Annotated in this window: 9 protein-coding genes; 1 reads left to right on the top strand and 8 read right to left on the bottom strand. The window is 48.0% G+C overall.

The window, feature by feature from the left end:
• Positions 1 to 351 precede the first annotated feature (351 nt).
• Complete coding sequence (locus Q1A40_RS08015; protein WP_299999081.1) at positions 352 to 2,730, top strand: membrane-bound PQQ-dependent dehydrogenase, glucose/quinate/shikimate family; 2,379 nt, start codon at positions 352 to 354, stop codon at positions 2,728 to 2,730.
• Positions 2,731 to 2,880: 150 nt separating this feature from the next.
• Here the strand turns inward: Q1A40_RS08015 and Q1A40_RS08010 are convergent, their stop codons facing one another.
• The 8 genes from Q1A40_RS08010 to Q1A40_RS07975 all read right to left on the bottom strand — a co-directional run bounded on the left by Q1A40_RS08010 (position 2,881) and on the right by Q1A40_RS07975 (position 15,225).
• Positions 2,881 to 4,476 carry a UxaA family hydrolase gene (locus tag Q1A40_RS08010; RefSeq protein WP_299999079.1) on the bottom strand — a complete coding sequence of 532 codons (1,596 nt, stop codon included), beginning with the start codon at positions 4,474 to 4,476 and terminating at the stop codon, positions 2,881 to 2,883.
• Between the two features lie 34 nt (positions 4,477 to 4,510).
• Positions 4,511 to 5,821: an MFS transporter gene (locus Q1A40_RS08005; protein ID WP_299999078.1), complete on the bottom strand. Its 1,311-nt coding sequence runs from the start codon at positions 5,819 to 5,821 to the stop codon at positions 4,511 to 4,513.
• 18 nt (positions 5,822 to 5,839) lie between these two features.
• On the bottom strand, positions 5,840 to 6,739 hold the full coding sequence (locus Q1A40_RS08000; protein ID WP_299999075.1) for a dihydrodipicolinate synthase family protein: 900 nt from the start codon (positions 6,737 to 6,739) through the stop codon (positions 5,840 to 5,842).
• A 224-nt stretch (positions 6,740 to 6,963) separates the two neighbouring features.
• Positions 6,964 to 7,731, bottom strand: a complete 768-nt coding sequence (locus Q1A40_RS07995; protein WP_299999073.1) for an IclR family transcriptional regulator — start codon at positions 7,729 to 7,731, stop codon at positions 6,964 to 6,966.
• A gap of 186 nt (positions 7,732 to 7,917) precedes the next feature.
• Positions 7,918 to 10,131 carry a TonB-dependent siderophore receptor gene (locus tag Q1A40_RS07990; protein ID WP_299999071.1) on the bottom strand — a complete coding sequence of 738 codons (2,214 nt, stop codon included), beginning with the start codon at positions 10,129 to 10,131 and terminating at the stop codon, positions 7,918 to 7,920.
• 81 nt (positions 10,132 to 10,212) lie between these two features.
• Positions 10,213 to 12,150 carry a Fe(3+)-hydroxamate ABC transporter permease FhuB gene (fhuB, locus tag Q1A40_RS07985; protein WP_299999070.1) on the bottom strand — a complete coding sequence of 646 codons (1,938 nt, stop codon included), beginning with the start codon at positions 12,148 to 12,150 and terminating at the stop codon, positions 10,213 to 10,215.
• A complete protein-coding gene (fhuD, locus tag Q1A40_RS07980) occupies positions 12,141 to 13,022 on the bottom strand; it encodes a Fe(3+)-hydroxamate ABC transporter substrate-binding protein FhuD (protein WP_299999068.1) in 882 nt (293 codons plus the stop codon). Before fhuD ends, fhuB begins: the two co-directional genes overlap by 10 nt.
• A gap of 118 nt (positions 13,023 to 13,140) precedes the next feature.
• Entirely contained in the window at positions 13,141 to 15,225 is a 2,085-nt protein-coding gene (locus tag Q1A40_RS07975) for a metallophosphoesterase (protein ID WP_299999066.1), read from the bottom strand.
• Positions 15,226 to 15,234: the final 9 nt, after the last annotated feature.

The raw sequence follows: 15,234 nt of genomic DNA, 5'->3' as shown, positions 1-15,234 counted from the left end.
ATCTGATTTTAATCATGTTAATTGATTTTTTTTATGTTTTTTTTCGTGCGTATATTCTGCTATTTCTCGCCGCTGTTATACCTGAAGTGAAAAGATGACAGATTAAAGCTCGCCATATATTGTTCAGGTGAAAACGTTTTCTGCTCATTAGTTAGCTTAAAATTTCAACTTAACTCCAAATGCAGCCAAAAAAACGTGTTTCATACAGGTATGTATCTTGACCAGAAGGATAGTGGTGCTGGTGCCATACCATGGAAACATTTTTATATCAGCGAATAGCGATAGTTTTCTTGGTGTAAGCGACCAGACAGCAGATAAGCAGAAAAGAAATCGTTGTCATAAGGAAACAACATGCTAAATAAAATAACGGGCGTGATCTTACTCGTCATAGGATTGATTCTACTGTATATGGCCGGGCAGCTTGCTCTTGTGGGAGGCAGTCCGTTCTATATCGTTATGGCAATAGGCATAATGATTACCGCAGTACTTCTCTTGTGTCGCAAACCTGCCGCACTTTCTCTGTACGCCTTGTTGATGTGGATAACACTGGCCTGGATTATCTGGGAAGTGGGAATGGACAAGTGGCAGTGGATCCCGCGTGGCGATCTGTTGGGCGTAATCGGTTTCTGGCTGGCAATGCCCTGGATTGTTAAGCCCCTCTACAAAGGAAAACGCCGTTTTCATCCTTTCCTCGGGAGCACTGTCATTATTATGATTGCAGTGGTGATTGGACTCTGTTTTTACGATCCATTGCCCCAGGCAGGAAAAGTCACTAATTTCCGCGAGCAAATGTCTGACACCAAACCGGACACTGATTGGGTTGCCTATGGTGGCAGTAACGCAGGACAGCGTTTTTCAAATCTTAATCAGATCAATAATAAGAATGTTGGAGAGTTAGAAGTCGCCTGGACCTACCATACGGGTGACGTACGTCAGGATAAAGATGCCTCTGAGTACACTTTTGAAGCCACGCCACTGAAGGCGAATAACATGCTTTATTTGTGTACACCACACAGTGAAATCCATGCGCTGGATCCTCAAACGGGTGAAGTGAAGTGGAAATTTGCTCCTGAGAAAAACCCTTCTTACTTACAACAACATCAGACCTGCCGGGGCGTCAGCTATTATGAAGATGCGCCAGTTGAGTCAGCAAACCCAGTCGTAGAAAATGCGGAACCAGCGATGTGTCGTAAGCGCGTGTTCAATGCTTCTCCTGATGCGAAGCTTATTGCACTCGATGCGGACACAGGTAAGCTCTGCAGCGATTTTGGTAATAATGGCATTGTTGATCTGCATAATAATATGGGAGAAGTTCGTCCCCATGCCCTGATGCAGACCGCAGCCCCTCTGGTTGCCGGAGACAAAGTGATTGTTGGCGGATCGGTGATGGATAATGGCTATAATAGCGGAAATCCTTCTGGCGTAATCCGTGCTTATGATGTGCATGACGGACATTTAGTCTGGAACTTTGACCCTGCCAATCCTGAAAATACCACACCTATTGCCGCTGACGGGCAGTATCCCCAGGATACACCTGTCGCCTGGGGAACACTCAGTGCTGATATGAAAAATGGTATCGTTTATGTGCCATTTGGTAATGCATCCCCTGATGAAGTCGGCATTGGGCGTAACGCTGATAGCTTTACAGAGAAATTCCGCGATACGCTTGTGGCTTTAGATCTGAATACCGGCGCGTTTAAATGGCGTTACCAGACTTCCCATCACGATCTCTGGGATCGCGATAATCCCTCTCAGCCTTCTTTGCTGGATATCGACTACGGTAATAAAAAGCAACCTGTTGTTATTTTACCGACTAAAACAGGTAATCTTTTTGTACTTAATCGTTTAACGGGTGAGCCTGTTTATCCAGTACAGGAAGTCAGTGTCTCGACTGAAGGTGGCGTTCCGGGAGAGAAATTCTCATCGACTCAACCGGTTTCTAGCCTGAACTTTATTCCTGAGCCATTGACTGAGAAGTCAATGTGGGGAATCTCACCTTTTGATCAAATGAGCTGTCGTATTGATTTTAAATCACTGCGTTATGACGGTAACCCTTGGACGCCTGCTACTGAAAAAGGCTCGCTGATTTTCCCGGGTAACATTGGTGTATTTAACTGGGGATCTGTTGCAGTGGATCCAGAACGTCAGATCCTGATCGCAGCACCTGTACGTCTGGCTTATAAGTATCATCTGATCAAAAGAACACCAGAAACTGAAAACGATCGCCTGTTTACTAAAGATGGGCAGCCATACTGGAATGAAAACTTCCAGGGCGACTACGCCATTCAGATCCAGCAGCTGGCCTCTAACCTTGGTATTCCTTGTATTGCACCGCCTTGGGGACGTATGGTTGGTGTTGACTTAAAAACCGGTAAAACTGAATGGCTGCGACGTATTGGTACCACTGAGAACCTGAAAACAAGTTTCCTCCCGGGCGGTTTCCCCATTGGCTTCCCCATGGGAATGGTTGCTCACGGAGGACCCTTGATCACCGGCGGAGATTTAGTATTCCAGGGTGCAACTGCTGATAACTTTATCCGCGCTTATGACAGCTCAACAGGAGAGATCCTGTGGGAAAAAGAGCTTCCGGCGGGTGGTCAGGCAACACCTTCAACCTATATGGGGAATGATGGCCAGCAGTATGTGGTTATTGCCGCAGGTGGCCATGGATCTTTAGGTACTAAACAGGGTGATAGCGTTGTGGCTTACAAATTAAAGTCAGCGCATTGAGTAATGAAAAAATGGTATCTGTAAACCTCCGATAATATTGGTGTTTTATCTGATAATCATTCGGGCCTGAATTTGGTACTTTGCCGAATTCAGGCTCTTTTATGTTTGGAAAGGCACTTTATTACTTTTTCCAGATATATTGCTGGATACCTAAAGCTCCAGAGACCGTTTCCACATCATAAAATCAAATTGTTCAAGCGCATCCGCCTTGGTTCGCCAGGCTCCGCTGGCGGTGGCAATGACCTTCTCAAACAACCCATCAGCGATTTCTGAGAGCGGTGTTCCTCCGATAATCGGTCCACAGTCATAATCGATAATATCCGGCATCTTTTTTGCCAGTTCGGAGTTGGTAGAAACCTTGATAACCGGAACAATAGGGTTACCTGTCGGGGTGCCGAGTCCGGTGGAGAAAATAACGATATTGCATCCTGCGGCGACCAGCCCCGTCACGGCATCTACATCATTGCCCGGCGTACAGACGAGTGAAAGGCCGCTATTAGCCATTGGCTCGGCATAGTCGCATACTGCGCTAACGGGGGCCCTTCCCCCTTTTTTCGCCGCTCCGGCAGATTTGATAGCATCAGTAATCAGTCCATCGGCGATATTTCCCGGACTGGGGTTATCGGCGATGGTGGTACCGAAAAAGTTGGCGATATTTTCATAGTTCTTCATCAATGACAGAAACTTTTCTTTTAGTTCGCGACTTGTGCAACGCTGCACGATATCTCCTTCTGCACCGCACAGTTCCGGGAATTCTGCCAGTCCGGAAGCCCCTCCCAGCGCGATAAGACGGTCAGAAACCTCACCCATTGCCGGGTTAGCACTGATCCCTGAAAAACCATCCGAAGCGCCACATTTCACACCGATTTTTAGCTGAGAAAGCGGAACCTGCTGGCGTTTATCGACGGGAGCTTCACGAATCGCGTTATAGGTTTGGGTTAATGCATCTTGCATCATTTTTTCTTCGCTATTCCAGTCCTGCTGTCTGAAGTAGATAACCGGCTTGTTGAAGTCCGGATTTAGCTTCGCAAGTGCTGCTTTGAAATCGACAATTCGTGCTTTTTCACAACCCAGAGCAAAGACGGTGACGCCGAGAACATTAGGATGATTGGAATAGGCTGCAAGGACATCGCACAGGGTCATACTGTCTGAGGTCGCACCGCCGCAGCCTGAATTAACGGTAATACAGCGGATACCGTCAAGGTGAGGGAAGGGAAGGTGCCGTGTATCGTTTAAGTCCCCCGCCGAAGTTATCTGGCGAGCAAAATTTTTCAGACTGTTATTGGCATAGCCGAGGGCGTCGTTCAGCGCATCAGTGACGCGCTGAACGTTGCGGTTTTCACAGAACACCAATGGAATAACTAGCCAGTAGTTTGCCGTAGCAACTCGACCATCTTCACGGACGATCCCCTGGAAGGTACGTGATTGCCAGGCTGAGACATCCGGCTGCTGCCAGCTATAGGGAGCGGTATCATCAAGCGAAACCGGAGCCGCGTAGTGTTTGATATTCTCGGTAGTGATCGCCTCACCGCGGGCAATGGGCTGCGTTGCTTTACCAACCGGAACGCCGTACAGAGAAACGATATCACCGGGATTAACATCATGAGTAGCAAACTTATGTTTGGCTTTGACATTGCTACGCAGAACGTACTGTTCGTCATTCCAGTGCACCTGCTGACCTTTGTGTAAGTTTTGTAGCGCAACGATTAAGTTATCATCAGGGTCAATTTTTAAGATGGTCTGCATTTTATTTATCCTTTGTGATAGGCACATCAGCTCGTTAGTGATGCAGGATTTCGACGTTGATTGTCTCTTTCTTTCTGGCGAGTGCAGCAATAAGCGCCGCGCAGCAGAGAGTGATGAGAGATAGTGCGACCAGACCAGCCGAGTCGTTACTGAAGAAGGTGTCGACCTCTACACGAATCATTGGTGCCAGGAAGCTACAAAATGCGCCCATAGTGGTGCAAAAACCGATACTGGCGGCCAGTGCTGTACCTGACACAATTTGTGCCGGAAAGGTCCAGAAAATAGGTTGTACAGAAAGAAATCCGATCGCTGACAGTGACAGGGCGGCAATCGCCAGCACCGGACCCGACCAGGCAGAAACAAACAGACCTAATGCCGCTGCCAGCATGCAGATAACTGAAATGAGAACTCGATGGGCCGGCATTTTATCTGCCAGACGCGGAATGTAATAGACTCCGAAAGCAGAGCAGGCCCAGGGAATGGCGGCAACTAATGATTCTTTAAAGCCAAGCGTTGACCCCATCAATGATGCAACCTGCGAAGGCAAAAAGAACATGAGGCCATAAACGCTGATCTGGATGGTGCCGTAGATGAGTGCCAGGTGCCAGACTTTCAGGCTTTTCAGAGCAGTACTGACGCTGCTGGTCTCTGTCTGTTGCTGCTCATTTTGAAGCTGTGTAATGAGCGCCGTTTTTTCTTCCGAGGTCAGAAAGCGCGCTTTGGCTGGGGTGTCATCAAGCCAGAACCAGGCAAAGATCCCCATGATGACAGCCGGGATCCCTTCGATAAAGAACATCCAGAACCAACCCGGCTGGCCGAGGAATCCGTGCATTTCCAGAAGAGCACCGGAGATAGGTGAACCTAAGGTTAGCGCCAGGGGGACACCGAGTACGAAGATACCTATCACGGATGCCCGAACTTTATTGGGAAAGTAGATAGAAGCCAGCAACAGAATGCCGGGATAAAAACCTGCCTCACCTAATCCCAGTAAAAAACGCAGGACAATAAACTGGGTTTCTGTCTGAACCAAGCCGGTGAGGGCAGAAAGTACCCCCCACAGGGCGGTGGTAATACTTAACCATTTCTGCGCTCCAATCTTATTCAGAATCAGGTTGGCGGGAATACCAAATAGCGCATAGGCGGCGAAAAATATCCCCGCCCCGAGAGCGAAGGCGGAATTAGATAGTCCAATATCCACCTGCATCGCTTCTTTGGCAAACCCCACGTTTACCCTGTCGATAAAGGCGATGAAGTATAAAATAAACATCAGCGGAACCAGACGCTTCCATGATTTACTGATGGCGGAATTTAAGATTGGATTATCGTAAGCCGTAATTTTTTTCATAATACCTCCGTGTTAGGATCAGGCATTAATTTCAATACCAGCACGGGAAAGTATCTGCTGAATATTTTCGCTCTGGCAGGTTGATAGTGTGCTAAACGGTTGTGTGCAGCGGTCGGACTGAATAATACCGCGCAATTGTAATGCTTTTTTGAAAGTAGGAATAAACGGGTCGTTAACGCTATAAATATCCATTAATGCATCTACTTTTTGTTGATACAGATAAACCTTACTGAGGTCGTTATCGTTAAATGCCTGTATCCAGTCACGGAATATCTCAGGACAAATATTGGATAGCCCACCGATACAGCCATTTCCCCCGGATAAGATATTGTGCGCAAAGTTATTGTCATAACCGGCATACACTTCAAATTGCGGTAGTTCAGATTTGACTAAACGAATAATTTGCGAAGTATGGTTGGTATCCGGAATAGTATCTTTCAGGCCGATAATATTCGGAAACTCTCTGGCAAGCCTCAAACAGACTTCTGGTGAAACGGAATAACCGGTACGGTCCGGGAAATTATAGATAAAAATTTTAGCGGCAGTACGGCGAGCTATCTGACTGTAAAATGTATAAATACTTTCATCAGTCAGGCGGAAGTACCATGGACTGATAATCATGACGCCATCAAGGCCACACTCATGAGCATAGTTTGCCAGTTCCACGCACTCATTAATATCCATACGGCTGGTTCCCGCATAGGCTTTTATTCCATCTCGTGGAAATTCAGATGCCATATGAATAATTTGGCGAGATGTTTTCATATCCAGAGAGAAAAACTCGCCGGTACTGCCCATAACGACAAATCCCGATACGCTTTTTTGAATGAAGTCGTACAGACGGAAATTCCCTTCCGGATCTAATCTGCCATGTTCGTCAAAAACGGTTACAGCAGGGGTAATATAACGACTTTGCATACCTCACCTCTTTGTTCGCATATGCGAACGTTGTTTGTATTTATGATCAAGTACAAATAAACACGCCACCGATTTGAAGTCAAATGGCGGAAAGGTGGCCGGATAATTAATTAACTTAATGAATTGATGGAGAAATAGACGGAATGGTCAGATGCCACAGTGAATAATTAAATATTGTAATTGTGTGGGTAATCACAATTCCTGCGGCATAGTTTACGGATCAATCAGTAGTTTTTTATATCGGGTAATTTGTTCAGTACGTTTTCGATACGCTCTTTTGCTCCTTTTAATGAACCGATAACTTGCTGTATTTTTTCATCAGTGGCGCGGAAAGAGGGCAGCGAGACGCTGATGGCTGCCAGTATGATATCTTTTTGTTGCAAAGGGACGGCGAAGCAGATGGTATCGTCGTTAATTTCCCGGTTATCCATAGCATAACCGTTGGCGTTAACTTGTTCTAACTGCTGACGAAGCTGGGCAATATTGGTTACGCTGCGCGCAGTAATGGAGGGAAAGCCTTGTGGATAAAGTTCCAGAATATCTTCATCACTGTGTTTATGCAGTAGTGATTTCCCCAGTGCGGAACAGATTGCAGGCAGGCGAGTGCCTATCTTAGAAACCAACTGTACGGTTTGATCCCCCTGTACTTTATCGACATAGAGTACCCAGGCATCATCCAGAATTCCGAGCTGGCAAACCTCATTGCATTCATTGACTACCGTATGCATCTCGCTATTGATCATTTTAATCCAGAACTCTTTTTCGACGGTAGAGCTGGCAAGGACTGCACATGAGATACCAAGGGTATAAATACCGTTACTGCTATCGTAACTGATGTATTTTCGTTGCTGTAATGATTTGAGGATGGGGAAAATAGTGCCCTTTGAAATATCCGTTTTGAGCGACAGCTCCGAGAGCGTCATTCCATCTACGTTGGCCAGTGTTTCCAGAATAACTAAAACGCGCTCGGTAGGTTTATGAAGTACCTTCATATTTTTCCTTATAACAGCCCACAGGAAAGTGCTCTTTAACTCACCCTATTTAACTACATATCCCTGATTATCTGTAGCCCGACCAGAATCTATTTTTCCGCGTTGCTATTCCGTTGACACTCTTTTCACTGTTTGATTATTGAGATTATCAGGCTGCCTTCTGCTTCCAGGCAGCCTGATAAGGGATTAGAAATCGATTGTGGCGGAGAGTTTCAGAGTACGAGGTTCGCTCTGAGTAATATATGTGCCGCTGTCATCAACCGAAGCCCAGTATTTTTCGTCAGTAACGTTTTCGATATTAGCGCGCAGGGTGACGGTCTGGGTGTTAACAGGCAACGTATAACGTACCCCCATATCTAGTCGCGTCCAGCCATTGAGTTTGAGACTGTTGGTTGCATTCGCATATTGTGAACCTGTACGGGTCAAGGTCCCAGTGGCGGTTAGGTTACGCACCCAAGGCAGATCCCATTCTCCGCCCACAGACCACGAATAACGCGGTACACCTACAGCATCGTTGCCGTTATTCGATTTATCAACGGCTTTCGTCAGAGTGGGGTCAATCCAAAGCGCACTGCCCAGTAAGCGTACACCATAGACCGGCTCACCAAAGACATTCAGCTCAGCACCCCGGCTACGTTGCTCACCATACAGACCATAAAGGCCATTGGCATCAATAAGACCGACCGGTTTTTTAATTTCGAACAAGGCTAAGCTACCGCCGACGCGGTCGAAGTCCATTTTCACGCCAATTTCGTTCTGTTTGGACTGGACGACACCAATAACATTGCCAGCGTTAAGTGCGCGTGTTGGTGCAGTCGGGCCCGGTTGTAGCGCTTCAATATGGTTCGCATAGAGAGAGACGGGTTCCCAGGGCTTGAAAACAAGGCCGTAGACTGGCGTGAACTTAAAGGCATCAAAGCGCGTTTTGGGATCCTCTACGCCAGCGTAGCTGTAATTACGTATCCGAATTTCCTGGCGTCTGGCGCCTACGGTTAAATGCACTTTGTCGTCCAGTGCGGATAATGTATCTGACAACGAGATCCCGTTGTTGATGGTCCGGCTACGAATGGTCGGGTCGCCTAAATCACTCGCGGATAAGCTGGTTTCAGGGTAAGGCACCGGCCACGGATGGTAAATATTGTTACCTTCCGGTGTTTTTGACGCGGACATCGTATAGGCCGCACGCGTTTTACGATACACGCCAGAATAACCCAGGTTGACATTGTGGCTGATAGCCCCGGTGTCAAATTTACCGCGCACCCCAGTCATACCGGAATAGGAGTCAGCAATATAGCGGGTGGTTAGTCGAGTTTGATTGGTATCGCCCTGATTATTGATGAGTTTAGGTGTACTGTAATTCCCTTTCTCGTCATTTTCACTGGTTCCAAAACCGCCATAAAGCGTCCAGTCACTGGTCATATCATACTCACTGCGCAGGGCCGCAAAGCGTGTCTGCATATCGGTATAGACCCAAGGCTGACTGTAGTTAGTGCGATTATCAGGAACGGCAGGAATTTCTGTGGCAGTCCCCAATCCGACACCAATTCTTCCGTGATGAACGGTCTGTTTTTGGTAGCCTGCATCCAGAGAGCTGCGTAATTTGTCACCCTTATAATCTAAGCCAACGCTTGCCAGAGAAGTGCGGTTTTTCTGATCGTGGATTTGGCTTTCCCCCTCGCGATGCAGCGCATTGACGCGAACTCCCCAGCGGTCATCCTCACCAAAACGGCGGCCTGCATCAACATGCCCGCCCACTTGTGAAGCCCCAGTATAATCGACACCAAGCTGTAAATCAGGCACTGAGTCCGCACGCTTGGGTTCAACGTTGATAGCCCCGCCAACGCCAGATCCACCAGGAGGTACGCCATTAAGAAATGCGGTGGAACCTTTAATCACTTCAATACGCTCAGCCAGTGCAGTACTGGTTACCTGGCGAGGCAGCACGCCGTACAAGCCACCATAAGAAATATCATCACCATCAAGTAAAAAGCCACGTACGCGATAAGACTCGCCGAAATTGCCATAGCCACGTACCGGTTGAATAGTGACATCATTACGAATGATATCGCTCAGGCTATTCGCCTGCTTATCGGCAATCATTTTCGAGGTATAGCCAATCACATTAAACGGGACATTACGTGCATCCTGCTGACCAAGAATTCCTAACCGTCCGCCATTTGCGACCTGACCATCTAAGTAAGCAGGTACCAACTCATCACCGCCTGAACGGAACGTATCGGCTGGCTTGGCGACTACGGTGATATTGTCTTCGGTCTGGGCCGTATTAGCTGAAGGTGTGGTCTCTGCTGAGGCTGCTGTTAAGTAACCAAGACTGCCGGATATCAGCACAAACAAAGGTGCAAAGGGAAAGGCTCTGGTTGTATTGGTCGAGCGGGGCATAGCAATGTCCTGTTAATGGTAATGATAGTGATTCACTTTAAGATTGTCGTTATCATATACCAAAAGGTAGAGATATTACGCTCAGTTTTTACGTAGCAGCCAGACAAAATAAGGCCCACCACAAAGCGTGGCGAGTAAACCCGCTGGAATTTGAAAAGGGAAAAGCAACGTTCGGCCCAGCCAGTCCGCTATCAGCATCAGCCCCATACCCAGTAATACTGCTGTAAATAACTGCGGCATTGTTCGTCTGAAACCGAGCATTCGTGCCATATGAGGGGCCATCAGACCAATAAAGCTGAGTGGACCTACGCAGAGTGTGGCAGCAGCAACCAGCACTGCCGCTATCATCAGGATTATCAGCCTTGAGCGGGTAAGGTTCACACCTTGTGAACGCGCCGCTTCCTCACCTAAAGGCAGTAATGTCAGCCAGCGACGCACTAACGGGATAGCGCTAATCACCACCAGTGCCATGACTCCGCTCAGTAACGCTTGTTCAGCTGTAACTTTCCATGTTGAGCCGGATATCCAGGTTAATATTTTACCGACCTGAGGGTCTCCGCTGGCGAGATAGAGTGTCAGGAACGTGGCAAATACGGTACTCAGCGCCACGCCAGTCAGCAGCAATCGGGTCGGGGAAAGTCCACTCCGGGTCAAGAGCACCATTAATAACAGCGTAAGTGCTGCGCCGGAAAAACCGGCAGGCAGTTGCCAGGCTATGCTACTGCCTGGTGCGACTAAGGCTAAAATAACGATAGCGCAGGCTGCTCCACTGCTGACCCCCAGTACTTCAGGACTGGCCATCGGGTTACCGGTCATACGCTGAACCAACATCCCTGCCGCGGCGAGCATCGCTCCGGCAGCCAGAGCCGCAAGTACGCGTGGCCAGCGCCATTGCCACATCTCTTGTAAGCTAAAGAACCAGCCTTCACTTTCACGCCCCAGACCCAGAGCAAGCAAGACAGTAACACAGAGTAATATGAGCGAAATGGCGACCAGATTGATACTCAGACGATGCTCAACTGCCGGAGCAGGAACCGCTTCAGTGCTGAGTCGGCGGTGTTTTAATTTCGGTAACAGGGCAAGCATCAGTGGGGCGCCAATAAAGGCGGTAATCGCCCCGGTGGGTAAGGTTAGCCATACACGGCTCATCCAAATCACTAGCTGATCGCTGATAAGTAGCAGTAGCGCACCAGCCAACATAGAAGCGAATAGGCGCGGTAGAAAGCGACGTACCCCCAGCAGCCCTGCAATGGTGGGTGCAAAAAGACCAATAAAGCCAATGATACCGATGCGGCTGACCAGCAGTGCACTGATAACGATAGCAAAAAGTAAACCGACCACCCGGACTAAGGTCAGTTTTAACCCGAGACCTCGTAACACACTGTCATCCAGAGAAAGCAGGCTCAGAGGGCGGATCAGTAGCAGAATACAGAGCGTAATAATCAGCAGGCGCGGCCATAAAAAGGTCACTGCTGACCAGTCATACTGGTTCAGCATCCCACTGCTCCAGATAAAGACATTTTGTAGTCTTTCATGGTTAAACAGCGTCAGTACACTTTTCACGGCGCCACAATACAGCCCCATAATCAGACCGGCGAGTATCAGCGTGACAGGGGACATTCGTTTACCCCAGGCCGTCGCTAAAACGATCCCGCCTACTAATACCGCACCCGCCAAAGCAGCCAGCTGACGTTCAGTTTCTGTGGATTGCACCCATAATAGTGTCGCCAGCGTAAGGCCAAGCTGAGCACCCGAGGCAACACCGAGCGTAGCAGGCTCTGCGAGTGGATTACGCAAAATATGCTGGAACAGGCATCCGGCAAGGCCAAGACCGGCACCCGCAATTAAGGCTAAGACTGTCCTCGGTAGCAGACTGTAATGGAAAAGCATTTGTTGGACTTGTGTCACTTCAGGAGCTGAAACTGCTTGCCACCATTGAGCAGCCGGGAGAAGTTGTACAAAGTTAACGCCGGTTAAAAAAAGCGCGAATGCACACACTAACGCACTGACTAGACGCACAGAGCCTCCGGCAATAAATCACAAAACCGCATAGCCGAATAACTGCCACCATAGAACCAGACCGCAGGCAGCAAATGCAATTGTTTGTCGCGAACGAAGGGCATCACTTGCCACAGTGCAGAGCCCGCGAGAGAGTAAACCGGATCGTCATCTCCATGGGTTAAACACAGACCGATAGCGCCTTCAAGATTGACTAATGTTTCAATACCGACAATCGCACTTCCCCAACGATTAGTTTTACCGTCCCATGCATTGTGCAGTCCAAGACGACTTAACAGATCGTTAAACAAACTCTGCTGACCAAAAATCATTACCCGCTGACTATCAAGGAAGGAAAAAATAACCAATGGTTTGTTCACTGGAGGAAGCATGGCTTTGGTTTTATCAATATGGTGATGAAAATGCTCAAGATGATTTTTCGCCTCAGATTCGGCCCCCAGAACTGTTCCTAAGCGCAAAATCTCGGTTTCAAGCAGCGTTAAAGGATGTCCGTGTTCATCATAAAATGAGGTTTCCCAGCAAGGGGCAATAGTAGCAAGTTCTTTTGCTCCGAGCCCAAAACCTGAAGAAATCACGAAAAGGGAGGGCTGCATACGAGACATCAATTCATAGTTAGGTTCATTACGTAACCCGACGTCAATCACTGACTCAGGCAGTGCTGGTTCAGAAACCCAGCGGTGGTAGTTTTGTTTATCGGCCACTCCCATAGGCATCACACCGCAGGCGATAAGCATCTCAATGGGTCGCCATTCAAGCGCAATAATCCTGGTGGTGTCCGGCTGAGCGGCATAAGACATTTCAGGTAACATTGCAGCCAGAGAAGCGCTGGCAGAAAGCAGTAAAAAATGTCGGCGACTGAGTGAAATATTCATAGAAATGGCAATAATTATTATTCAACATTTCTATTATGCTGTGTCAGACCACAGACTGCCAAGTAAAACGAAAAGAGGATGATATGGCCTATAGCAATCCATATCATCCTCAGCCCTGTTAAAGGGAGTGAATCTCACCTGTCGCCGTATTGAGAGAGAAATTTTTCGACGGTGCGCCGTGCAGGTATTTATCAATCACTGAAAAAAGACTCGCAAAACGTAAGCGGAAGACGGTCTCAAAACTGTCATGGGCGGAGAGTTTCTCAGGGTTTGCTGGTAAGCTCTGAGCTAACTGACGCGTCAGTAATTGGTATTGCCGTAAACGCTGGGGTGAAATATCTGCCAGCGCCAGTTCATCAGCATTACGCAGTCGATAAACATCTGTTGCCAGCGCATAGCCATCCCAGTCACTGAAATCCGCTAACTGCATTCCTGCATCATGTGCCAGTTTTTCTGCTCTTTCTTGGGCGGTCAGCCATTTCTGGTTATCTTTTTGCAGGTAATGTTGTGCGACATTGACTCGCTCAGGCGTTTCTCCTTTATCACAGACCTTATTTTCCGCTGGCAGCGGTGTTTTCATGATCTCTTGATAAGGCGTGTGGTTATCAAGCTGACTCAGAATTAACATATCCGCCCCATTCAGACTGAATAGTTGCTGACGGATGGCACAAGGCCATTCATCGGGAATAAAACGCAGACGCGCCAGTTCGCGAATATGCCAGTTGGTAAAATCATAGTAATTACTGGCCTGCAAAATATCTTTATTCCACAATTTCGGCGAATGTGTTGCCTGTAAGTGATCCCACTCAGTCTGATAGTGTTCGAACAGTTCATTAAACTGCGGCACTTTATCCAGTACCACGGTTTTTACTGTCATGGTAACTGGACTTTGGGTGCTGACTATCTTATAGGCGGGAACATAAGCTGCCATAGAAGGAGCCTGAATATTAAACAGTATCGAGCCATCATCATATTTGCGCACCCCTGTATCATTGAAATGCATATGACCGCCAATATGAATACCAATGCCGGTTTTCGCCAGCGCATGGGAAGTGTCTTCCTGTGGGGCGCGTTTTAGCTGAAACTTTCCTTTGCCGAAGATAGCTGCAAGCTCAGGGGCAGCACCGTTATCAAATTCCACCATCGGGAAATGGCTGAAGGTTAACAGGGTCTTGTTCTGCTCTTTCGCACGCTTGGCGACCGAAGCCATCCAGGCGATGGTTTGCTGTTTATGCGTCAGCATTTTGTTATACCCGGCATCACCGGAACCGGAGAAACTTACCGCACTGGCATGTGACGGGTCTGCATCCGTTTTAGGCAGATAGACGTTTGCATCCACCGCCATCAGCCATAAGCCGGGAACAGGCTCGACCAGATAGCTGCTATCGGTCACGTTAAAACAGGGACCGTAATCTGCCTGGCGATAACTCCCGCCGGTTCCCTGAGCACAAATTTCATATTGGCGTTCGGCAAACAGGCTGGCTTTTTGGGCTTTGGCATAGCTGTATTCGTTGTACTTATAGTTGCTGTAGGGCGTTTCCCAGTAGATATCCTGTTCACGTGGGTCCAGACCAAAATCTGCCATAGTACCGAGAATGTATTCATAGCCGCGGTGAGCGACTTCTTCACTACAAATTACCGGTAGCTCTTCACCCGTATCCAGTACGGCACTTTCCCCGCTATAGGTTTTACAGGCTTTCATTCCCCGGCTATAAATGGCCTGATTTCTCCCCCCTTCACCCAGATAATCACTTTTACCACCCGGCATATCAAAAGGGCGATTAGGATCGTGATTGCCTGGCGTAGCGAAAAAGCGCATGCCATATTTTTGCTCATATTCATGCAGTACTTTTACCAGACCACGCAGATGGACCGACTGCCCGTCGTCACTGAAGTCACCAGGCAGTGCAATAATTTTTACACCTTTACGACCGGCATCATCCAGCGCTGCACGCAGGGCAAAGTAGTTTTCATTGAACAACCGTGTTGATGTGAGCTGGGCATACATGGTACGGATAGTCGCCTGTTTGCCACTTTGGCTATTCTCCAGACCATGAAAACTGCCATCTTTAAATTCACCATACACATCATGAAAGTGAATATCAGGCATAAATGCCACCTGATGTGGTGTGGTGGATTGCGCCAGTCCGGTGGTACTACCGGTTATTAGCAGAAGCGCACCTGATAAAAAATGATATTTCATTGCTGGCAG

It is taken from the genome of uncultured Cedecea sp. (assembly GCF_947498825.1).
GTDB lineage: Bacteria > Pseudomonadota > Gammaproteobacteria > Enterobacterales > Enterobacteriaceae > JGM124.
This window is presented reverse-complemented; position numbering and strand designations above follow the sequence as displayed.